21 protein-coding genes and 1 other RNA gene are annotated in these 20,945 nt (G+C 37.8%); 10 read left to right on the top strand and 12 right to left on the bottom strand.

All coding sequences use genetic code 11. The features are described 5' to 3' along the window. Positions 1–16: 16 nt before the first annotated feature. Both adk and FTV32_RS03410 read left to right on the top strand, forming a co-directional pair. Positions 17–676: an adenylate kinase gene (gene adk, locus FTV32_RS03415; RefSeq protein ID WP_035268488.1), complete on the top strand. Its 660-nt coding sequence runs from the start codon at positions 17–19 to the stop codon at positions 674–676. 75 nt (positions 677–751) lie between these two features. Continuing rightward, positions 752–904, top strand: a complete 153-nt coding sequence (locus FTV32_RS03410; protein WP_171076785.1) for a hypothetical protein — start codon at positions 752–754, stop codon at positions 902–904. Here FTV32_RS03410 and nth read toward each other — a convergent pair. Further along, a complete protein-coding gene (nth, locus tag FTV32_RS03405; RefSeq protein ID WP_035268485.1) occupies positions 901–1,602 on the bottom strand; it encodes an endonuclease III in 702 nt (233 codons plus the stop codon). The two genes, FTV32_RS03410 and nth, sit on opposite strands and share 4 nt — an antisense overlap. Continuing rightward, positions 1,603–2,394, bottom strand: coding sequence for an RnfABCDGE type electron transport complex subunit B (locus FTV32_RS03400; protein WP_180027938.1), 792 nt, complete (start codon positions 2,392–2,394; stop codon positions 1,603–1,605). 336 nt (positions 2,395–2,730) lie between these two features. Here FTV32_RS03400 and gdhA point away from each other — a divergent pair, with 336 nt between their 5' ends. After that, positions 2,731–4,074, top strand: coding sequence for an NADP-specific glutamate dehydrogenase (gene gdhA, locus FTV32_RS03395; protein WP_035268479.1), 1,344 nt, complete (start codon positions 2,731–2,733; stop codon positions 4,072–4,074). A 51-nt stretch (positions 4,075–4,125) separates the two neighbouring features. Here the strand turns inward: gdhA and FTV32_RS03390 are convergent, their stop codons facing one another. The 5 genes from FTV32_RS03390 to FTV32_RS03370 all read right to left on the bottom strand — a co-directional run bounded on the left by FTV32_RS03390 (position 4,126) and on the right by FTV32_RS03370 (position 9,729). Further along, the gene (locus tag FTV32_RS03390; RefSeq protein ID WP_180027937.1) at positions 4,126–4,902 is read right to left on the bottom strand and encodes an META and DUF4377 domain-containing protein; all 777 of its coding nucleotides are present in this window, start codon (positions 4,900–4,902) and stop codon (positions 4,126–4,128) included. Positions 4,903–5,055: 153 nt separating this feature from the next. Further along, positions 5,056–5,832: a class III extradiol ring-cleavage dioxygenase gene (locus FTV32_RS03385; RefSeq protein ID WP_180027936.1), complete on the bottom strand. Its 777-nt coding sequence runs from the start codon at positions 5,830–5,832 to the stop codon at positions 5,056–5,058. 100 nt (positions 5,833–5,932) lie between these two features. Next, complete coding sequence (gene rlmH, locus FTV32_RS03380) at positions 5,933–6,415, bottom strand: 23S rRNA (pseudouridine(1915)-N(3))-methyltransferase RlmH (protein WP_035268469.1); 483 nt, start codon at positions 6,413–6,415, stop codon at positions 5,933–5,935. Between the two features lie 156 nt (positions 6,416–6,571). Next, a complete protein-coding gene (gene lon / locus FTV32_RS03375; protein WP_180027935.1) occupies positions 6,572–8,998 on the bottom strand; it encodes an endopeptidase La in 2,427 nt (808 codons plus the stop codon). A 116-nt stretch (positions 8,999–9,114) separates the two neighbouring features. Continuing rightward, positions 9,115–9,729 carry a 5-formyltetrahydrofolate cyclo-ligase gene (locus FTV32_RS03370; protein WP_180027934.1) on the bottom strand — a complete coding sequence of 205 codons (615 nt, stop codon included), beginning with the start codon at positions 9,727–9,729 and terminating at the stop codon, positions 9,115–9,117. A gap of 225 nt (positions 9,730–9,954) precedes the next feature. Between FTV32_RS03370 and FTV32_RS03365 the strand changes: the two genes are divergently transcribed. Continuing rightward, a complete protein-coding gene (locus tag FTV32_RS03365) occupies positions 9,955–11,211 on the top strand; it encodes a putative solute-binding protein (RefSeq protein ID WP_373683282.1) in 1,257 nt (418 codons plus the stop codon). A gap of 253 nt (positions 11,212–11,464) precedes the next feature. On the opposite strand, the gene FTV32_RS03360 is transcribed toward FTV32_RS03365, so the two are convergent. From FTV32_RS03360 to FTV32_RS03345, 4 genes are all read right to left on the bottom strand, one after another. Next, positions 11,465–12,439 carry a hypothetical protein gene (locus FTV32_RS03360; protein WP_180027933.1) on the bottom strand — a complete coding sequence of 325 codons (975 nt, stop codon included), beginning with the start codon at positions 12,437–12,439 and terminating at the stop codon, positions 11,465–11,467. A 401-nt stretch (positions 12,440–12,840) separates the two neighbouring features. Beyond that, a non-coding RNA gene (gene ssrS, locus FTV32_RS03355) (6S RNA) lies at positions 12,841–13,024 on the bottom strand. Between the two features lie 101 nt (positions 13,025–13,125). Next, on the bottom strand, positions 13,126–13,410 hold the full coding sequence (locus FTV32_RS03350; RefSeq protein ID WP_180027932.1) for a cell division protein ZapA: 285 nt from the start codon (positions 13,408–13,410) through the stop codon (positions 13,126–13,128). 2 nt (positions 13,411–13,412) lie between these two features. Further along, positions 13,413–13,964 carry a hypothetical protein gene (locus FTV32_RS03345; protein WP_180027931.1) on the bottom strand — a complete coding sequence of 184 codons (552 nt, stop codon included), beginning with the start codon at positions 13,962–13,964 and terminating at the stop codon, positions 13,413–13,415. Positions 13,965–14,029: 65 nt separating this feature from the next. Between FTV32_RS03345 and FTV32_RS03340 the strand changes: the two genes are divergently transcribed. The 5 genes from FTV32_RS03340 to FTV32_RS03320 all read left to right on the top strand — a co-directional run bounded on the left by FTV32_RS03340 (position 14,030) and on the right by FTV32_RS03320 (position 19,110). Beyond that, the gene (locus FTV32_RS03340) at positions 14,030–14,650 is read left to right on the top strand and encodes a UPF0149 family protein (RefSeq protein ID WP_180027930.1); all 621 of its coding nucleotides are present in this window, start codon (positions 14,030–14,032) and stop codon (positions 14,648–14,650) included. 82 nt (positions 14,651–14,732) lie between these two features. After that, positions 14,733–16,052, top strand: coding sequence for a Xaa-Pro aminopeptidase (gene pepP / locus FTV32_RS03335; RefSeq protein WP_180027929.1), 1,320 nt, complete (start codon positions 14,733–14,735; stop codon positions 16,050–16,052). 195 nt (positions 16,053–16,247) lie between these two features. Further along, complete coding sequence (locus FTV32_RS03330) at positions 16,248–17,456, top strand: FAD-dependent oxidoreductase (RefSeq protein WP_180027928.1); 1,209 nt, start codon at positions 16,248–16,250, stop codon at positions 17,454–17,456. Further along, the gene (locus FTV32_RS03325) at positions 17,453–18,691 is read left to right on the top strand and encodes an FAD-dependent monooxygenase (RefSeq protein ID WP_180027927.1); all 1,239 of its coding nucleotides are present in this window, start codon (positions 17,453–17,455) and stop codon (positions 18,689–18,691) included. The genes FTV32_RS03330 and FTV32_RS03325 overlap by 4 nt, the downstream gene beginning before the upstream one ends. 170 nt (positions 18,692–18,861) lie before the next feature. Then, the gene (locus FTV32_RS03320; protein ID WP_035269751.1) at positions 18,862–19,110 is read left to right on the top strand and encodes a hypothetical protein; all 249 of its coding nucleotides are present in this window, start codon (positions 18,862–18,864) and stop codon (positions 19,108–19,110) included. A gap of 39 nt (positions 19,111–19,149) precedes the next feature. On the opposite strand, the gene rsmI is transcribed toward FTV32_RS03320, so the two are convergent. After that, the gene (gene rsmI / locus FTV32_RS03315) at positions 19,150–19,992 is read right to left on the bottom strand and encodes a 16S rRNA (cytidine(1402)-2'-O)-methyltransferase (protein ID WP_180027926.1); all 843 of its coding nucleotides are present in this window, start codon (positions 19,990–19,992) and stop codon (positions 19,150–19,152) included. An 11-nt stretch (positions 19,993–20,003) separates the two neighbouring features. Here rsmI and FTV32_RS03310 point away from each other — a divergent pair, with 11 nt between their 5' ends. Beyond that, positions 20,004–20,933: a penicillin-binding protein activator gene (locus tag FTV32_RS03310; RefSeq protein ID WP_180027925.1), complete on the top strand. Its 930-nt coding sequence runs from the start codon at positions 20,004–20,006 to the stop codon at positions 20,931–20,933. The last annotated feature ends 12 nt before the right edge of the window (positions 20,934–20,945 follow it).

Genomic DNA, 20,945 nt, shown 5'->3' with positions numbered 1-20,945 from the left:
ATGAGGATGTTTATTTATGCGCATTATATTACTCGGACCACCTGGAGCAGGTAAAGGTACTCAAGCTCAGTTGATCTGCAAGCGCTACAATGTCCCACAAATTTCAACCGGTGATATGCTCCGTGCTGCAATTCGTGAAGGAACTGAACTCGGTCTACAGGCAAAATCTGTTATGGACAATGGTGGTCTAGTTTCTGACGAACTGATTATTGGTCTGGTTAAAGAGCGTATTGCACAACCAGATTGTGCAAATGGTTGTATCTTTGATGGTTTCCCTCGTACGATTCCTCAAGCTGAAGCTTTGGAAAAAGAAGGCATTGATATTGATCACGTGATCGAAATTGATGTGCCTGATGAAGAAATCGTTAAACGCTTATCGGGTCGTCGCCAACATCCAGCATCAGGTCGTGTTTATCATATCGTCTACAACCCACCAAAAGTGGAAGGCAAAGATGATGAAACTGGTGAAGATTTAGTTCAGCGTCCAGATGACCAAGAAGAAACAATTCGTAAGCGCTTAGGTTCGTATCATACTGAAACTGAACAGTTGGTTGGCTTTTACCAAGGGCGTGCAGCTTCAGGTGAAAATGCGCCAACGTATGATAAGTTGAATGGACTTCGTCCTATTGAAGAAGTTCAAAAAGAACTTTTTGCAATTTTAGATCAAACTAAATAACCATTATTCAGCTTTGACAAAAAAGAAGCCCTAAGTCATATTAGGGCTTCTTTTTTATGATGTGAAGGTAAACAAGTGCAAAATATTGCCATTATTTTATTGATGCTTGCATGCTTGGCAGTATTGTCTTTTTTGGTATTTATAAGTTTTAAATTACTTCGCGATAGTCAAAAACAGATGAAATTAGATAAAGAGAAAAAAGATCAAAAAAAATCTCTTGATCGTTAAACCTGTTTTAAATCGATCTGTCTTGTCGCTCCATATTCGAAACGTTCAGGCCAGTTGCACACATCACTCACAACACACTCATTGCACTTTGGCCTCCGCGCAATACAGCAATAACGTCCATGTAAAATTAACCAATGATGAGCGTCTACAATAAACTCTTTTGGAATCACTTTAACTAGACGGTGTTCAACTTCGAGTACATTTTTTCCTACCGCAAGTCCAGTACGATTACCTAATCGAAAGATGTGGGTATCAACGGCCATGGTTGGTTGACCAAAAGCGGTATTTAATACCACATTTGCAGTTTTTCGACCTACGCCCGGAAGTGCTTCTAAATCAGCGCGGTTGTGAGGAACAATACTGTTGTGTTGTTTAATCAATATTTCACAAGCTTTGATGACATTTTCAGCTTTAGAGTTATAGAGACCTATTGTTTTAATATAAGATTTTAATCCTTCTACACCTAAGGCATAGATTGCTTCAGGTGTGTTTGCTACAGGGAAAAGCTTATCTGTGGCCTTATTTACGCTTACATCAGTGGCTTGTGCTGATAAGGTCACAGCAACTAACAACTCAAAGGGTGAAGAATAATTCAGCTCTGTTTTAGGGTTTGGGCGTTGAGCTCTTAATCTTTCAAAAAAAATTTGAATTTGCTTTTTTGTCATGTTTTTTACAGTTTTAGGTGTTTTAACGTTCATTTAAACACCCTCAATTGAATTGAGTTTTTCATATAAAGTATTGAGTTGCTCTTGCTTATCGACACTCTCACGTACAGCAAGTTGTTTTTCAAGCTTTTTAATTTGTGTACGTAATTTGGCAAGTTCGATTGTAGATTTTGCATCTAATGTCTTATGAAGCGCTGTTTTTTTTATCGTTTGAATAGTAGGTACTGATTGTAATTGTTTTGAAAATTGAGCAAAAAGCGCAGTATCAATTTCAGCTTTAACGACAGGACCTTTGCGATGAAGACTGCGATTTTCCTCACGTTGAATATGAGCATAATAACGATTTCTAAGATCATTTTGTTCTAGGATGCGGGCTTGCTCATTTGGTATGGGCTGTAAATCTTCAACAAGATCGATACAGTCAACTGGACAAGGTGGTATACATAATTCGCATCCAGTACAAAGATCAGTTAACACAGTATGCATTAACTTTCCTGATCCAATGATGGCATCTACAGGGCAAGCACTGATGCATTTAGTGCAACCAATACACTCGTCTTCACGTATGATCGCTTTCATACGCTGTGGGCGACCATCAGATTGAATTGGCCAAACGCTTTCTTCAGCTTTAAGCTTAGGGCGATTCAGTAAGTGAGCAATTGCGTCAGCAACAGGTTGACCGCCAGGGACACATTTATTCGCGTCTTCTCCTTCTACAATAGCTTTAGCATAAGGTAAACAACCATCACGGTGGCCACATAGACCACATTGGGTTTGAGGTAGGAAAGCATCAACTTGTTGTATCAATGAGATTTGTGCGTGCATGTACGTTAAAACTTAATCAAGCGAAAAGGAGATCATAGGTGCGAAATATGAATGATTTTAACATGATTAGTGTTAGTTTGGGGTGCGCTGTTATGGGTCATTTATCGCGCAATAAAAGCGCCGAATAAGCATTAATTTATAATTAAAAGTAATGAATTTGATAATTTAAAATTATTAAATACTATAATTAAGTAATTGAAATTAAAAAAATATTAAAAAAAATTATGAAAACTATTGTACAGTGCCTGTAAAAGATATTTAATACTTTGCGCCAAAACTTATCAATATATTGAAATTTTGACCAATTTTGATCCATTTTCTGCTGAGGATTAAGCGTTGAAATACAACAGCCTTAACGACTTCCTAGACTACGTTAAAACACGTGATGCACATCAACCAGAATTTCTTCAAGCTGTTGAAGAGGTGATGACAAGCTTATGGCCTTTTATTGAAAAGAACCCTAAGTATGCAGCTCATGGTTTATTAGAACGTTTAGTTGAACCTGAACGTGCGATTCAATTCCGCGTTTCTTGGGTTGATGATCAAGGTCAAACACACGTTAACCGTGCGTTCCGTGTTCAGTACAACTCAGCAATTGGTCCATTCAAAGGTGGTATGCGTTTCCACCCTTCAGTGAACCTTTCAATCCTAAAATTCTTAGGTTTTGAACAGACTTTCAAAAATGCGTTAACTACACTACCAATGGGTGGTGGTAAAGGTGGTTCTGATTTTGACCCTAAAGGTAAATCAGAAGGCGAAATCATGCGTTTCTGCCAAGCACTCATGATCGAGTTATACCGTCACTTAGGTTCTGACACAGATATTCCTGCGGGTGATATTGGTGTTGGTGGCCGCGAAGTTGGTTACATGGCGGGTATGATGAAGAAGCTCAGCAATGACACTTCATGCGTATTTACAGGTAAGGGTTTAACTTTTGGTGGTTCACTAGCACGCCCTGAAGCAACTGGTTACGGTACAGTGTATTTCGCTGAGGAAATGCTTAAGACTCGTAACGACAGTTTCAAAGACAAGGTAGTTACAATCTCTGGTTCGGGTAACGTTGCACAGTTTGCTGCTGACAAAGCAATGTATTTGGGCGCAAAAGTTGTTTCACTTTCAGATTCAGCTGGTACTGTATACATTAAAGACGGTTTAACTCCAGAGCTTTTAGCTGAAGTAATGGAGCTTAAAAACGTTCAACGTGGTCGTATCTCTGAGTTTGCAGCGAAGCATGGTTTTGAATATCTTGAAGGGCAACGTCCTTGGGGTATTAAGTGTGATATCGCACTTCCATGTGCCACACAAAATGAATTAGATGCTGATGATGCGGATAAATTGCTTGCAAATGGTGTGATCTGCGTAGCTGAAGGCGCAAATATGCCTTCTACACTTGCTGCAGTTGAAAAATTCGTTGATGCAAAAATTCTATATGCTCCAGGTAAGGCATCTAATGCAGGTGGTGTTGCAACTTCTGGTCTTGAAATGTCTCAAAATGCGCTTCGTTTAGGTTGGTCTTTCGAAGAAGTAGATGAGCGTTTACATGCAATCATGAAAGAAATTCACCGTAACTGCGTAAAATTCGGTACTCAAGAAGATGGTACTGTGAATTATGTAGATGGTGCGAACATTGCTGGTTTCGTAAAAGTTGCTGATGCGATGTTAGCTCAGGGTGTATTCTAAGAATATATTCAAAAATAAAAAAACCGAGGCTTAGCCTCGGTTTTTTATTCTTTATAAAGAACCTTTTACAGCTTCACGCTCTACAGCCATATCAAAAATATAAGCATACTTTGATTGATCTGCAGCAGGATTTTTAATTTCATAACGTTTTACACGAATGATTTGACGTTCATTCGGACTATGTGAAAAACCTTCAATTTGATCGTAGAATAAAGTCCAGTCTTTATCGACTTGCGTTTTAATACCACTATCGTTGTATTTTACTTCTCTGACTTGTAGACAAGTTTGGGGAGCTACACCAGTACATTGTTTAGTTTCTGGCGAAATTTCAAGAAATATGGTTTCACCTTGAGTTTTGTATTTGGTTTCAGGTGTCATTTTACCCGTGAAGATAATCTTTTCACCATTCGGCTGTACCAAAGTCAACGTTGGATTATCACGATCATTTAAATTAAGTACGAAAGGAACAGCAGGTTGGGAAAATAGATTTCCAGCAAAGCGTTCTTGTTCGGCAGCCAAACCATTACATCCCTTCATGGTAGATGCAAGTTGAGCAGCTACGATAGTATTGTTTTTTAGCTCAAACCCGCCAAATAAAGTATTGCAGCTCGTATGAATTGAAAGTTTTTTATCAGCGGTGAAGTTTAAAGTGATTGGTTGAGGCGCATTTTGTGGATTGGCTTGCCATTGGTATGCAGAGAGAGTTTGATCAGCATTTTGTTGTTGAAGCACAGACACAGCTAAATCCCCAGCTTTTTGTAGATCGGAAGTCTGACACGCAGCAAGTGTGATAGGCAAAATAGCCAAGGCAATTAATTTTAATTTCATAACAAGTTTTCTAAATTGTATTGATCCGAGGAAGGATAACGCACGGCATCTAAAAAAATATGGATACATTCTGCACTTTTCAGTATCAAAATGTATCCATTGATCGATGATTAATTCGTGATGGTCATTTAAAAAATGATATTTTATTTTCTCTCAATCAAAGCGATAAATATCCATTCCTAAAGCACCCATGGTAAAACTACTATGTACAATGCTAAAACGATCACCAGTGCCCATAGAGAAAAATAAAGGTGCAAAGTGTTCTATCGTAGGGTGGTTGCGATGAACATAAGGAATCGTATTCCACGCTAAAATAGCAGGATAATCCGAATGAGTGAGCTGCTGCACCACGTAGTTTCTAAAAGTTGATGCCCATTCTGGAACTTCACTCGTTTCACCATGCCAAGCAAGCTCTCTTAAATTATGGGTAATGCTTCCCGAGCCAATTAATAATATTTGCTGATCTCTTAATGGAGCGAGAGCTTGACCAATTTTAAATATCGCTTCAGCAGACATCGTCATAGGTAAAGAGATTTCGACTACGGGGATATCAGCTTCTGGATACATATGTAATAAAGGCATCCATACGCCATGATCACGAGGTCGTGTACTATTGGCATGTGCAGTAATTTGTGCCTCAGCGAATAAATTTAAAACTTGTTCAGCAACATCTGGAGCACCAGGGGCAGGATAGCGAATTTCATAGAGTGCATCTGGGAAACCTCGAAAATCGTGCCATGTTTCAGGTCTAGTGCCCGTACTTACTTCGAGTGCATTGCTTTCCCAATGCGCAGACATGACGATTATCGCTCTAGGTTTGGGCAAATTGAGACTCAAGCGATGTAAAGCTGGACCAACCTGTTCAGGATTCAAAGCCAGCATTGGAGAGCCATGTGATATGAATAAGCCAGGTAGCGTTTGAATAGTCATGAGGGTGGTTCCATTCTTAGATGTATGAGGTGATCATCGCAAATTTTAGAAGTCAGAGTAACCATTTAAATTTGAACATCATGTTGCAAATTCGGAACGATTATCCAGCACGATGGTACGGATGGTTATGATTAATGCTCATGGCACGGTAAAGTTGTTCAATCAACAGAATGCGAACCATAGGGTGGGGTAGCGTTAATTTAGATAAAGACCAGTGCCAAGCAGCAGCTTTACGAACTGCGTCAGAATGTCCATCAGGTCCACCAATCGCGAGCACAACATCATTCCCTTCAAGCATCCAACCTTTCATGGTTTCAGCTAATTTTTCTGTACTAAACTCTTTTCCTCCCACTTCAAGTGCAATTAAAAGTTCATTTCCTTTCAGTGCATTTAAAATGCTATCGCCTTCGATATTACGATATTTTAAAATATCAGCTTCAGAGTCATTCTTTCCGCGTTTCGCCATAGGAAGCTCAACAATTTGAGTTTGTACAAAAGGTTGAATTCTTTTGAAATAATCTTCAAAACCAGTAAGAACCCATGCTGGCATTTTTTGACCAATGGTCAAGATACGAATTTTCATGAAAATGTGTCACTAGAAGTTTCACGTTATTATACATTTCAAAGTGATGAATTTATAAAATCAAAAGTTAAAACATAATGGGTTGTTAATTTTGCATCCATTGGCATCTTATAAAAAAAGAGAGCCTAAGCTCTCTTTCTTCACTTAAAAGACCGATTAGTGTCGCGCAGATTTTGATTCGTCAACTGCTTTCACAATGGGTGTTTTGACTAATGGTTTAGGCATAGAGGTTAATGCTAGTGGTAAAATTTCATCAATTGATTTTACAACTTTGATATCTAAACCTTCTTTCACATTATCAGGAATTTCGACTAAATCACGTGCATTTTCCTGTGGAATAAAGACCATTTTTACACCGCCACGATGTGCAGCCAGTAATTTTTCCTTTAAACCACCAATACGCATTGCACGGCCACTCAAGCTAGTTTCACCAGTCATTGCAATATCAGGTCGAATCGCAATGCCAGTAAACGCTGAAACTAATGCTGTCGTCAAAGCAAGACCAGCTGAAGGACCATCTTTAGGCGTAGCGCCTTCAGGTAAGTGCACGTGAATATCGGTTTCTTCAAAGCGAGTAGAATCGATACCCAAAGCATCAGCTCGTGTACGCACTACGGTCATGGCTGCAGTAATAGACTCCTTCATAACATCACCTAAAGAACCAGTGGTTACAAATTTGCCTTTACCTTTCATTGCTGCAACTTCAATTGTCAGTAGTTCACCACCAACTGAAGTCCAAGCTAGACCATTAACACGACCGACTTGAGCTTCTTCTTCAGCCATACCAAAATCGAATTTATGCGGCCCTAAGTAGTCAGGTAGATTTGCCGAATTAACTTCAATTTGAAGATTTTTCGCTTTTTTACTAACCGCTTCTTTAACCACTTTACGTGCGATTTTAGAGACTTCACGCTCTAAACTTCGAACACCAGCTTCACGTGTATAGCGTTGTACGATATCTCGAATTGCTTCTTCGTGTACACTTAATTCCTTAGCACGTAAGCCATTATTCTTGATTGCTTTAGGTACTAAGTAACGCTCAGCAATATTGATTTTCTCTTCCTCTGTATAACCAGGAAGGCGAATGACCTCCATACGATCTAACAAAGCTTCAGGTATATTCATACTGTTTGCAGTACAAATAAACATGACTTCAGATAAATCAAGATCAAGATCGAGATAGTGATCGTTGAATTTGTGATTCTGTGAAGGATCAAGCACTTCTAACAAGGCAGATGCAGGATCACCACGATGATCTTGAGCCATTTTGTCAATTTCATCGAGTAGGAATAAAGGGTTTTTTACACCGACTTTAGAAAGTGATTGCACAATCTTACCTGGCATCGCACCAATATAAGTTCTGCGATGTCCACGAATCTCAGCCTCATCACGAACACCACCAAGTGCCATTCGAACGAATTCGCGACCTGTTGCTTTAGCTACAGACTCACCTAATGAGGTTTTACCTACACCAGGAGGACCTACGAGACACAATACTGGTCCACGTAGTTTTTTTACACGTGACTGAACAGCAAGATATTCAACGATACGTTCTTTAACTTCATCCAAACCATAATGATCAGCATCAAGAATATCTTGAGCTTTAGCAAGATTGATACTTACTTTGCTCGCCTTATTCCATGGTGTATCTAAAATAGTTTCGATGTAATTACGAACTACGGCTGCTTCACTCGATGCAGGCTGCATTGCTTTGAGCTTACGGAATTCACCTTCTGCTTTTTTACGAACATGCTCAGGAAGATCAGCTTCAGCTAAACGTTTTTCAATCTCTGCGATATCATCTTCAGCACCGCCATTCATGTCAGAAAGTTCACGCTGAATAACTTTCATTTTTTCATTTAGAAAATATTCGCGCTGATTCTTTTCCATTTGACGTTTTACATTGTCATGTAAATTTTGCTCAATCTGTTGTTCTTCAGACTGTTGAAGCAAATAAGTCATTAACTCTTGTAAATGAGCTTCAAATTCATCGTGTTCGAGGAATTTTTGTTTCACTTCGATATTTAACGGCACGCGTGTTGCGACGAAGAACATGAGTTGCAATAAATCATCGATTTTATTTGCAGCATTAATTAACTCACGCGCATTACGTAGTTTTGCTTCAGCGTATTGGCTGAAAAGACCACGTAATTCTTCGAGGCGAGTTTGTTGAGTTGACGATTCCATACGGATCGTCATTGGGCTAAGGCTGTGCTCAGCTTCTAAATAATCGTTTTGATCGTAAATATTAATCAATTTAGAGCGATAAATACCCTCGATTAAAACCTTAATGCAGTTTTCATCGTTCTCATGATTTACGACTTGCACAATCTTCGCGACAGTACCGTATTGATATAAATTGTCGTGATCAATTTCTTCTGTAAGAGAATCTTGTTGAGCTACTACAAAAACTAAATTGTCACTGTTACGAGCTACATCAACTGCTTTAATCGATTTTTCACGGCCGACAAAAAGCGCAATTTGCATGTGTGGATAAACCACAACATCACGCAAAGCTAATAGCGGTAACACGCTAGGGGTCTGAAGTTCTAAGTTTTCTTCATTCATAATAATATCAGTCATGAGCACTCCTAATGAGTGACAACGGTGTTGCCATATTTTTATAGTGATGTGTAATTTAAAAAATACAAGGGTGAAAATCGATAAAATTCGATTTATTTCTACTAATCTTGATAAATTCAGTTGGATTTAGGGTTAATTAACATTCTCCGTTTGAATTTTAATCGTTTTTTAGGGGTGATTAACTCATCTAATGGCTGATCCCAAGGCTGGCGATTTAAAGGATCTAAAATTAATTGAAAGTCATGCGCTAAACCGATGCGATAGGGGTGATTGCTCGCATGCTTTAACGTTCTATCATAAAAGCCACCTCCCATACCCATACGTGTTCCATGATGATCACACGCAACAAGGGGCATCAACAGTACATCAAGTTGTTTTACATTTTGCCCCAATCTATGCATAGGCTCATACATTCCCAATTTATGTTTAGTAAAACGTTTATTTAGATATTGATGCTTTGAAATTGGAACCCATTTTAAAGTTGAATCAAGTCTGGAGACTTTTGGGAGATAGACGACTTTATGCTTTGAAAAGCAATGCATGATTAGGATATGTGTTTGAACTTCACCGAATGCATCTAAATAAATCCCAATTTTTTGTGCAGATTTAAATTTAGAATGAGATTGGATTTTTGACAAAATCTGAAAAGCAGAACGTCGTTGCGTAAAAATTGAGAGTTGTCTTCTACGAGAACGTAGATTTTTTCTTAAAAGTTGTGTCTGCAACTGCATTTCAAACTGTACCAATCTAAGTGCATGTGTAAGGGTAAGTAGTTTATCGATTTTTACTCAGGTTTAATCAACCTGATTTGAATATTTTCGATAGTATATTTTTCATTTACTCTAGGTGTAACAAATAAAAGATTGGGGTCAATTTAATTTTTAATTGAAGCCGATAAGCTGAACTCTATCAGATCAATGAAGCTCTGATCATAAAGAATAGAAAAGGGAACGATAATGAAAAATAAAAAAAACGGTAGTCTATTTAAAAAGAGCAAACATGCTTATCGTATGGTTATGCTCACGACAGTAATTAGTCTTTCTGGTCTAATCACAAATCATGTAAATGCTCAAACTAACTCTAAGTTGGATTTATCATTGTCCAGCCATTCTGTGAATAAAATAAAAAAACTACTGAATGATCCAAAAGTTTGGCAACAGATTCCGAAACAAGTCACCTTATGTGTGTATTCACCGAGCGGTGCTCATGGTGAAGCATTTGAGCAGGCGACGAGCTATATGAGTGAATTACCACGAATTGCTAAAGTTGCTCAAGATTTTGGCGTGCAAATGACTGTCAATCGTACGGCTAAGCTACAAATGCAGATAGATTTGAATTATCCAAAATTAAAGCAAAAAACATCCACTGAAGTTAATTTAAAAGTCTATACAGATGAACGGGTTTTAACTGAAGACTTTAGAAGTAAACGTTGTGATGGTGCTGGAATAAGTAATTTACGTGCTAAGCAATTCAACTCTTTTGTTGGAAGTATTGATGCAATAGGTGCAGTTCAAAACTATAAACAACTGACTAAAGTGATTCAGCTGTTAGCAAGACCTGAATTTGACTCGAAAATGGTCAATAAGGATTATGAGATTGTCGGTATTGTGCCTTTAGGTGCTGCTTATATTATGGTAAATGATCGTAAAATTGATACTTTATCTAAAGCAGCTGGGAAAAAAGTTGCTGTAATGAGTTTTGACGCAACCCAAAAAAAATTAGTCCAAAATGTTGGTGCTCAACCAGTTTCAGTGGATTTAACTTCTGTAGGCGGAAAATTCAACAATAAGGAAGTTGATATTATCGCAGCACCTGCAATCTTATTTGAACCTTTGGAACTCTATCGTGGAATGACAAACAAGGGCGAGGTACGAGGCGCAATTATTCGTTTTCCACTGGTTCAAGTGACGGGTACATTGATTATGCATCGAAATAAATTTCCTGCTGGAATGGGGCCCATAGCAAGGGAGATTATTTCCAAGCAATTAACACCAGCTTATAAATTTATTGATCAAACTGAATCTAAAATTGATCCTAAATTTTGGATGAATATAAGAGATGCTGAGAAACCTGGATATTTGAAAATTATGCGCGAAGCTAGAATTCAGATGACAAAAGAAGGGCATTATCATCCTGAAATGATGTCTATCCTTAAAAAGATACGATGTAGTGATGATCCTAAGAATTATGAGTGTGCGCTTCAAGATGAGTAACTAATAATCTATAAAATAGATGGTTTTTATAATTTTAATCGGTTTTATTTGTTTTTAGCCATGCTTTAAATTACTCACATCTTGATTCATGAGTAAATGTGAGATGAAAATTTTTATCGCAGTGGTTACTTATACTTTGTTGATAAGTGCATGCGCATATGATCCAGTGCATTATGAGCAGCTTAGAATGTCAGAGAACGCGCAACACATGAAATTAAATGGTTAAAAAAGCCCCCAGATGGGGGCTTTATGCCTATTTCTTTTTAACGATATCGCTCCAAGACACATTAGCTGGCACGCCTGAATTAAAGCGAACTGATGCGGATGATGAATAATCTTTAGTTTGTTCAACGACAATCTTTTGATTGTACTCATCAATAATTTCTAACTTACCGCCTGCTTTCGGGTAAATTCTCCACCACTCTTTTTCGAAGGGTTGAGTTACACTGAAGTTAAATGCATATGAAAAATTAGCATCTTTAGGTTGGCCAACGATTGTACCTTTACTTGACACACTTTGTAATTGTTCATCAAAAAAACGGTATTCATAATCCTGTAGCCCCATATATTCCAATGTAGTGCTAGGGTTATTTTTATCTACAATCTGGAATTTTAAAGGATCTTTTACAGAGTAAATTGCGCCATTAGAACCAACTGTATCTTTTACAATTTTACCAGTGACTAAATATAGTTTAGATGTATCAGTCCACGGTGTATAAAGCGCATTATTAAACTCAACTGTGGTAGAGCTTAATGTTTCAGTAAGCGAAATAGATCCTCCTTTAAATGTTACGACTTCCTTGCCGAAACTAGTTGCACAAGAATCATTACCACTTTTTAGCTTGATTGTTTGAGTAGTTCCACTTTTAGTGAGCTCAGTACAAATTGAATTTCTCAAAATTGTAAATGCACTTGTTCCTTGATCTGTTAATTCAATTACTCTACCTGTACGAGTAATGGGTCCATCACCCAATGTTTCGCCAATCATATGTCCTAATGCTTGATTAAATCGATCATCCATGACATTCAAAGATTCTGAAAAACCAAGCTTTTCTTTAAGTTTTGTTAAAAAATCCTTATCTTTAAAAGGTATAAATGTAGAGCTCACATCACCTGGTTTAATATAATTATCATTTGGCGTGTCAAGCTTCGAGTCACTTCCACCACCACATGCACTTAGTAATGCAGCAATACTCGCAACCCCAGCCAATTTTGCTAATTTAGACATATTCTCTTCCTTTAAATATAAATCTATTCTCATTGTTTATAATGTTTGACTAATAATATGAAGTCTTTAAACAATAAGAAGACATTAAAATGAAATACTTTTTGTGTAATTTCTATTATGGGGAATAATAATTTAAATTTTAGAAAAGTTACTAGGTCATTATTAATCAAATTTACCAATAATATGTCAATTTTTTTATATTGTTAAATATAGATAAAGCAATAGGTTTAAATAATTAAATAATATTGAGATTTAAGTATATTTGTTTTAGATTAGTGTCTAATAAGTTGTTTATAGTGAAAATAATGTGATAAAAATCAAAAATTATTAATATTGATTATTAATTTGGTATAAAGCGCAAGGATGTTTATTCAAAAATAAGAAAAAAGAGAAAATAAAATAAAGACTCCGGAGATGCCGCTGCATGTGTCGTTACCCTGAACCCGATGAGTTCAAGGTGGACGCGACGTATACTTGCTGGGTTTCCCACTCGAGGTGGGCATACGCTCTAAATATACAGAACACAATCCATAAGTTTAAGTATCGGCAGGGGAATAGACCCGCTGGCGAACATCCCAGAGTTAAATTAAGTATAACGAAATGAGTGAGATTGGCAAACCTTGGTGTACCCATTATTTGCGTGATAATTCACTCAGTAAAACTGACTGTGCAAACTTAGATCAAATTTATACAGTTTTTTCAACGTCTTCCAAGATTGTTGCAAGTAAGCGTTCACAATGAGAATATTCTTGTAAGGATTTGTTCATTGTTAAAACTTCTTGCATAAGCTCTAAAGCCACCATGATAACGAGCTTATTGTGTTCTACGTTAGGTGCTTTTCTACGAAATTCTTGAAATTTCTCATTCAACAAATCACCAGCACGTTGTAAATCATCTTTCCGATCTTGAGTGGTTGAAAGTCTAAATGTTTGTTCAATTAGTCTTAACTCGACTGTAACGACTTCAGACATAATTATGCTTCCTCATTTTGTTCAGCCGGATTTTCTAATTGTTGGATTTCTTGGGTATGATGATCTTGATCAGTACCTAAAATGGCTAAGCGTTGAATGATTTGCTCAACCTTAGTTTTAGCGAGTTCATTTTTTTTGATTAAACGTTGATTTTCAGCCTTCAATTCATCAATTTCTTTTTGAGCTTGACGTTGCTCAGCCAACATTTTTTCTTTAATGACTCTCAGCTCATTTCTTTCAGCCAAGATTTCCTGAAATCTATTTTTTAAATCAGTACAACTTTTTTCTAAACGACTATAACGTTCTGCTAAAGCAGTAGCATCTTGATTTAAGGTTTTATAAATACTATCTAATTGATTGTATTTGTCATTTAGACTTTCAATCTGTTCTTGCTTTTGAGTGATGATGCTATTTTTTTGAGCGGTTTGAGTTTGATGAGTTTCCTGAAGTTCTTTCTGTTTAGCTTCAAGAGAACTATTCATTTGTTCGGTTACGGACAAACGATGTTTAAGCGTGCCTAAATGCGTTTGTAAACGCTGTAATTGTTCTAACATAACGAGGTCGCGTAGTTTCGCAATCAAAGGTAATATATACAGAAGTATAGAGATTGGAAAAACGAATGCAAGACGATATTTCAGGTTGGACAGATTGGAACCAACATTTCGGTTCAATTGAGGAAATTACTAGTCCAAGTGAGTTACATGGTTTACTTACAGGTATTGTTTGTGTAACCCAACCGCCATCTCATGAGGAGTGGTTACAAATTTTGTCTACATTGAATGTGCCTCAATTAGAACCTGCTGCACTTAATTTACTGGCTGAGGAATCTGAAGATGTTTCGCATGCTTTGTCAGAAGATGAATTAGATTATTTACCCATTTTGCCTGATGATGAACATGTATTGTCTGAGCGTGTTCAAGCTTTAGCAGATTGGTGTGCAGGAGTGGTGTTGGGGTTTGGATTAGCGTCTGGGCATATTCGTGCTGATGAAGCTGAGTTGATTGAACACTTACAAGATATTGCAGCAGTCGAGTTTGAAGATTCTGATAATGATGAAGAAGGTGAAATTAGCTATCAAGAACTTTATGAATTTGTTCGATTAATTCCAGTGAGTTTATCTGTTGGACGAACCAAGATTGCTGTTGAAGAAAGCTCATTACTGAAACATGTAAAACCAACAATTTCGAAAAAAAATGAGCAAAGTGTCGTTGAGATGTTTACACCTCATCGACCAAGTTGATTACATTTAATCAGGAGTACTACTTAACATATAAGTAGTACTGTATTTTCTTAAATTAAATAGCCTAAGCTGCAGAAAAGATATGAAACTTACTCAATCAGATTTTCAAAAACGACGTGATCAATTAGCCGCTGAAATAGGCCTAAGAAGCATTGCAATTATTGCAACACGTGAAGAAATGTTTAGAAATCGTGATGCTGATTATAAATATCGCGCTGATAGCAGCTTTTTTTATCTAACAGGATTTGCAGAGCCTGAAGCAGTTGCTGTAATTGAAACATTTGATACTGAAGAAGAAGGTTATACCTACAGTTTATTTTGTCGTGAACGCAATCGAGAGATGGAAATCTGGACAGGTTACCGTGCAGGGATTGATGGTGCAGTCGATGATTATGATGCGGATGAAGCTTATGCGATTGATCTACTAGACGAAGAAATCATCGCAAAGCTTCAAGGAAAAGAAAGATTATTTTATAGAATTGGTCAACAAGCCAGTTTTGATGCAAAAATTACAAAATGGATTGCAGAAGCAAGTGGTGAAAGCCGACGTGGTACCGCTGCACCGACACAATTGATTCAGTTAGATACAATTTTAGATGAGATGCGTCTACACAAAGAGCCAAAAGAAATAGAGTTAATGCAAATCGCATCTGATATTTCTGCTCAAGCACATACGCAAGCGATGAAATCTGTACGACCAGGAATGATGGAATATGCTTTAGAAGCGGAGCTGAATTATATTTTTGGTAAAAATGGTTGTGTACCATCGTATAACAGTATTGTGGGTGGTGGTGAAAATGCTTGTATATTGCACTATGTTGAAAATAACAAACAACTTAATGACGGCGATTTAGTTTTAATAGATGCAGCTTGTGAATATGAATTTTACGCGTCAGATATCACACGGACGTTTCCAGTAAATGGTAAATTTAATCCTGAACAAAAGGCGCTCTATAATATAGTGCTCGATGCACAAATCGCTGCAATAGATGCGGTTAGAATTGGTAACTCTTATAAAGAGCCACACTACGTTGCTGTTCGTATTTTAGTGCAAGGCTTGCTTAATCTTGGAATCATGCAGGGTGATCTCGATGAAATCATTGAGACAGAAGCCTATCGTCAATTTTATATGCATGGAACTGGTCACTGGTTAGGCATGGATGTTCATGACGTAGGGGCATATAAAGTCGATGGAGAATGGCGAACATATCAAGAAGGTATGGTGGTGACCATTGAACCAGGTTTATATATTGCCCCTGATGATGAAACTGTCGATCCAAAATGGAGAGGGATTGGTATTCGCATTGAAGATGATATTGTTGTCACTCAAGATGGACCGAGAAACCTGACTGCTAAAGTAGTAAAAACCATTGAAGATATCGAAGCCTTGATGGCGAGTTAACCATTTTCACAAATCTAAAAAGTCGATGGAAACATCGGCTTTTTTTTAATGTCATATTCAATATTGAAAAATGAATTATGGCTTCATCTTCAATAACGCTAATTCATTATAAAAAGTAAAAACTTTATTGTAAGATGAATTTGATTAAGAATTTATGTGTATGCAGCTATTGCTTGCTTTTATAAGGATCAAAACATGCAACAAGAAGTCATCATTGTCGGTGGTGGAATGGTCGGATTAAGCCTTGCTCTTATGCTGGCTAAAACTAACATTGCAGTGAAATTGTTAGAGGCGATCAGCTATCCTAACTATGATGATGCTAACCTTGCACCATATCATTCAAGTTTTGATGCCCGTAATAGTGCGCTGTCACGTCGAAGCGTGCAAATTTATCAAGAATTGGAAATTTGGGATTCACTGCAACAATATGCAACGCCTATTTTAGAAGTAAATATCACAGAAGAAGGAAGCTTCGGTAAGGCACGTTTAATCGCGGCTCAAGAGAAAGTAGAGAGCTTTGGTCAAGTGATTGAGAATGCATGGCTTGGACGAGTATTGTTATCAGAGGTCAAAAAAAATCCACTCATTGAGTTAATTGATGGTGTTCAAGTGACGTCGCTTAAACAGGATGAGAATTTAGCTTATCTTGAAGCATTAAAAGCGAATGAACATTTGCAGTTTCAATCCAAATTAGTCATAGCAGCAGATGGACGTGATTCTTTCTGTCGAAAAGCACTCGGTGTTGGTGCATCAGTGTATGATTATGATCAAGTGGCGATTGTCACTACAGTGCAGACATCCAAACCTCACTCCCATGTCGGTTTTGAACGTTTCAGCCCACTTGGTCCTTTAGCATTGTTGCCTTTACCTGGTGAATACCGTCGCTCTGTTGTTTGGCCAGTGCCTAAAGGTACTGAGGGAGAGTGGCTAGGTGATGGAAATGATCAGCATTTTTTAGATGCTCTTCAAAAAACGTATGGCGATCGAGCTGGAAAATTTGAGAAAACTGGACGTAGATTTAGTTTTCCTTTATCTCAAGTTTTGTCTGAAAAACAAGCAGTAGGACGAGTTGTACTTATGGGTAATGCTGCTCATACCATTCATCCAGTCGCAGGTCAGGGTTTTAATTTGTGTATGCGTGATGCATATGTATTGACCCGATATTTAAAACAACAAGTCATCAAAAATGCCGATTTAGGTGAAGCTGCTGTACTGAAAGAGTATGAAAAATCTCGACTCAAAGATCAGCAACGTGTGATTAAGTTTTGTGATTCTGTGGTGCGAGGCTTTAGTAATCAAAATCCAATCCTAAAATTTGTGCGAAATACAGGTCTAATGTGCTTTGAAAATATTCCAGGTATTAAGCCACTCGTTGCCAATTATGCAATGGGGTTAAAAGCATGAATGATGCTATTTTAGATGTCGTGATTGTGGGCGGTGGTTTAGTCGGAGGATTAACGGCTTTATTGCTGGCTAAAGGTGGAGTTCAAGCGACTGTACTTGATGCAGCACCGATATTGGATCACGAGAAGACCTTAAAATCATTGAATCCTCGTGTACTTGCATTGAGCCAAGCCACTATTCATTTGCTTAAGCATGTTGATGTATGGGATAAGTTGGCTCGTCAACAACCCTACACGGGAATGCAGGTGTGGAACAAAAATGGCTTTGGTGAAATCAATTTTGGAACATCAGCGCATTCTAAACCTGATCAAGCACAAATATTAGGTTCAATGGTCGAACCAAGTATCTTGAACCTTGCGATTCAGAGCATGATGATCGACCAGATTGATGATTACCGTACTCAGATTCAAGTGAAACGTATTGAGCAAGGAAATGGTTGTTGGATTCTTCATCTCGCTGATCAAACTCAATTGAAAACGAAACTTTTAATTGGTGCGGATGGTGCAAACTCATTCGTACGTGAACAAGCCATGATTGATTTGGATGTTTTGGATTATCATCAGGCTGGTATTAGCTGTGCGATCAAGACGGAACAAGCGCATCAACATGTTGCGAGACAAATCTTCTTAGAAACAGGGCCACTGGCTTTTCTCCCAATGGCAAGTTTAGAAGATCAAGAATATGGTCATTGGCAATCCATTGTATGGACTTTACCAGATGATTATGCAGACGAATTTGCGTCACTCTCAGATGAAGATTTCGTACAATTACTGACACGAGAGAGTCATCATATGTTGGGTAAAGTATTAGCCGCAACGCCTCGAGCAAAATTCCCACTGAAAGCACGAGCTGCTCAACGTTATATTAAAGATGGCTTAGCGCTAATTGGTGATGCAGCCCATGTTATTCATCCACTTGCTGGTCAGGGGGTGAATATTGGTTGCCTTGATGCAGCAATTCTATGCGATGTGCTACTTTCTGACTACGCCCGTGGCGTTTGGGCTCATGAGCAAACTTTATTGAAATATGAGCATCGACGAAAATTTCAAAACGATGCCATGATGCATAGTATGTCTATGATTGGGTGGATGGAATCTGCTCCTGTTTTTCCTATTGTTTGGGCGAGAAACTTTGGTTTGAAACAAGTTGAAAATATCAGTGCGTTAAAATCGGCGTTTATGTCGCAAGCGAATGGTTTGAGTCAGCTCAGTAATACAAGATATCAAGTGAATTGAAATCTGATCTAAAAAGAATCATCAATATATATTTTTTTACCAATATGATTAAAAAATATACAAATGAGGTGCTTTAGATACTATGCGAATGATAAAGAGCTTGATACATTTCTCTAAAAATCAAAGCACGTTCCAATCAGGTGCGTGAAAACATTGATGGGGAGTTTGAAATGACAGACGCAAATGATTTTGATGACAACGAAGACAGTGTTGTAGACGAAAATGAATCACAAGCAGCAGAAAAAGGTGCGGCCGTAAGTGACGTTACTGTATCTGATGCCGATGTCGCTGAAGCTGAAACATTAACAGTGACAGCTAAACTCAAACAACGTCAGGCACTGGAAGATGAAGTTGCTGCTTTTCTAGCACGTGGTGGTCGTATTACTGAAGTTCCACCTGATGAATCAATAAAAGATTAATAAAAAAAGCACCATCAATATGGTGCTTTTTTATTTTGCTCAATCATTCGCGCCACTGAGCTCTAGCGCGCGTTGATATGCGACTTTCTTTTTAATTCCAGTGAGATCAGCTGCAAGTTGAGATGCTGCTTTTACAGATAAATCTTGCAATAAACGATTGAGTAATTTATCTAATTCTTCTTGCTGCATGTCTTTTTCAGTGGCTGCTCCAGCAATTACCAATACAATTTCTCCTTTTTGCTGGTGATGATCATTTGCAATAAATGATTGTAAATCTCCAAGAGTCATTTTTCTAATTGTTTCGAATGTTTTGGTAATTTCACGTGCAAACCCGACTTCACGGTCAGCTCCAAACACAGAGACCATATCCGTAACAGAGTCTAGGATTCGATGTGGTGCCTCATAGATGATCATGGTATGCGTGTTGTCTTTCAGCTTATTTAATTGAATAAGACGTTGAGATTGTTTCGAAGATAGAAATCCTTCAAAACTAAAGTGATCACTGGGTAGACCTACAGCGCTTAATGCTGCGATAGCTGCACATGCACCTGGAACAGGAACCACGCGGATACCATGGTCCTGAGCTGCACGAACTAATTTAAAACCAGGATCACTGATCAACGGTGTACCTGCATCACTGACGAGTGCAACATTTTCACCATTTTTTAACTTATCGATAATTATATCAATTTTGTTACTTTCATTGTGATCATGGCACGCTGTTAGCGGAGTTGAGATATTATAGTGTTTCATTAAAAGAGCGGACTGACGCGTGTCTTCTGCCGCGATAAGAGAGACAGACTTTAAAACATCAATTGCTCGATAAGTCATGTCATCTAAGTGCCCAATTGGCGTCGCTACAACAAATAACTGAGCACTCATAAGGTTTCTCCATGTTGGATCTATTAAGAATAAAAAAAGAATTCATTGGTATTGGCTTATGTGGAATGATTTTCCAAGCCCAAGCGGAAGTATTGGTTATTTTACCTGATTCAGGCCCTATGGCGCGAGCAAGTAATAGTATTAAAAATGGTATTGATGAGGCTTATCAAAAGTCGAACAGTGAAATGCCAATCAAATATGTCAATTCGGATCAAAAACGATTAAGAGAGATCCTAAAGACGGAAGTCAGTCAAAACACCAAACTTATTATTGGTCCATTAGCGAGACAGGATGTCGAAGCAATAATGAAAGAACCGCTTAAAATTCCTGTTTTAGCACTGAATGAAGTTCCTTCTAAACATGCAAAAGTCTGGCAGTTTAGTTTATCGAAAACTGATGATGCTCAAGTTTTAATTAAACAGATTGAAAAGGATAGAGTTCAACATCTCTATATCTTGCGTGAGTCTGGTACTGAGTCCGAGAGTTTAAGCTTTGTAAATGCCGTGTTTAAAAATTTTCATGGTAAGTTTTCTCTAGTCCAACAATTGCCTGATATAAAGTCAAATGAAGGGGTGTTGCTTTTAGGCAGTATGGCGTGGATCAACTCATTGAAGAATAAGCCTTCAAAACGATTGTATGTTCAGGCTTTTGCTATTGATCATAATATGGATATTCCGGAGGGAACTAAATTCTGTGATGTACCAGTCATGGTTCAATTTTTAAAAAAAACTAATCAAACAACAGAAAATACTGCTGCATTTCAACGTCTTAATGCCTTCGGTCAAGATGTTTGGCGTTTGGCGGATTTGATGTTGAAAACGAAGAATCCTGATCAAATATCAATTCAAGGTCAGACCGGGCATTTGAATTTTAAAGAGCATCGGATCGAAAGAAAACCTGCGTGCTTCGAGAAAACATGGTTTAGATTAAAAAATATTTAAGAGGACTTAAAT

It is taken from the genome of Acinetobacter sp. YH16032, from assembly GCF_013417345.1.
Taxonomy (GTDB): Bacteria; Pseudomonadota; Gammaproteobacteria; order Pseudomonadales; family Moraxellaceae; genus Acinetobacter.
This window is presented reverse-complemented; position numbering and strand designations above follow the sequence as displayed.

Coding starts and splice junctions, on each gene's coding strand:
- adk (WP_035268488.1), top strand. CDS start 17: ATGCGCATTATATTACTCGGACCACCTGGAGCAGGTAAAGGTACTCAA.
- FTV32_RS03385 (WP_180027936.1), bottom strand. CDS start 5,832: ATGACTATTCAAACGCTACCTGGCTTATTCATATCACATGGCTCTCCA.
- rlmH (WP_035268469.1), bottom strand. CDS start 6,415: ATGAAAATTCGTATCTTGACCATTGGTCAAAAAATGCCAGCATGGGTT.
- rsmI (WP_180027926.1), bottom strand. CDS start 19,992: ATGAGTGCTCAGTTATTTGTTGTAGCGACGCCAATTGGGCACTTAGAT.
- nth (WP_035268485.1), bottom strand. CDS start 1,602: ATGAACGTTAAAACACCTAAAACTGTAAAAAACATGACAAAAAAGCAA.
- FTV32_RS03370 (WP_180027934.1), bottom strand. CDS start 9,729: ATGCAGTTGCAGACACAACTTTTAAGAAAAAATCTACGTTCTCGTAGA.
- FTV32_RS03310 (WP_180027925.1), top strand. CDS start 20,004: ATGTTGGATCTATTAAGAATAAAAAAAGAATTCATTGGTATTGGCTTA.
- FTV32_RS03340 (WP_180027930.1), top strand. CDS start 14,030: ATGCAAGACGATATTTCAGGTTGGACAGATTGGAACCAACATTTCGGT.
- FTV32_RS03400 (WP_180027938.1), bottom strand. CDS start 2,394: ATGCACGCACAAATCTCATTGATACAACAAGTTGATGCTTTCCTACCT.
- FTV32_RS03360 (WP_180027933.1), bottom strand. CDS start 12,439: ATGTCTAAATTAGCAAAATTGGCTGGGGTTGCGAGTATTGCTGCATTA.
- pepP (WP_180027929.1), top strand. CDS start 14,733: ATGAAACTTACTCAATCAGATTTTCAAAAACGACGTGATCAATTAGCC.
- FTV32_RS03350 (WP_180027932.1), bottom strand. CDS start 13,410: ATGTCTGAAGTCGTTACAGTCGAGTTAAGACTAATTGAACAAACATTT.
- FTV32_RS03365 (WP_373683282.1), top strand. CDS start 9,955: ATGAAAAATAAAAAAAACGGTAGTCTATTTAAAAAGAGCAAACATGCT.
- FTV32_RS03390 (WP_180027937.1), bottom strand. CDS start 4,902: ATGAAATTAAAATTAATTGCCTTGGCTATTTTGCCTATCACACTTGCT.
- FTV32_RS03345 (WP_180027931.1), bottom strand. CDS start 13,964: ATGTTAGAACAATTACAGCGTTTACAAACGCATTTAGGCACGCTTAAA.
- FTV32_RS03330 (WP_180027928.1), top strand. CDS start 16,248: ATGCAACAAGAAGTCATCATTGTCGGTGGTGGAATGGTCGGATTAAGC.
- FTV32_RS03320 (WP_035269751.1), top strand. CDS start 18,862: ATGACAGACGCAAATGATTTTGATGACAACGAAGACAGTGTTGTAGAC.
- lon (WP_180027935.1), bottom strand. CDS start 8,998: ATGACTGATATTATTATGAATGAAGAAAACTTAGAACTTCAGACCCCT.
- FTV32_RS03325 (WP_180027927.1), top strand. CDS start 17,453: ATGAATGATGCTATTTTAGATGTCGTGATTGTGGGCGGTGGTTTAGTC.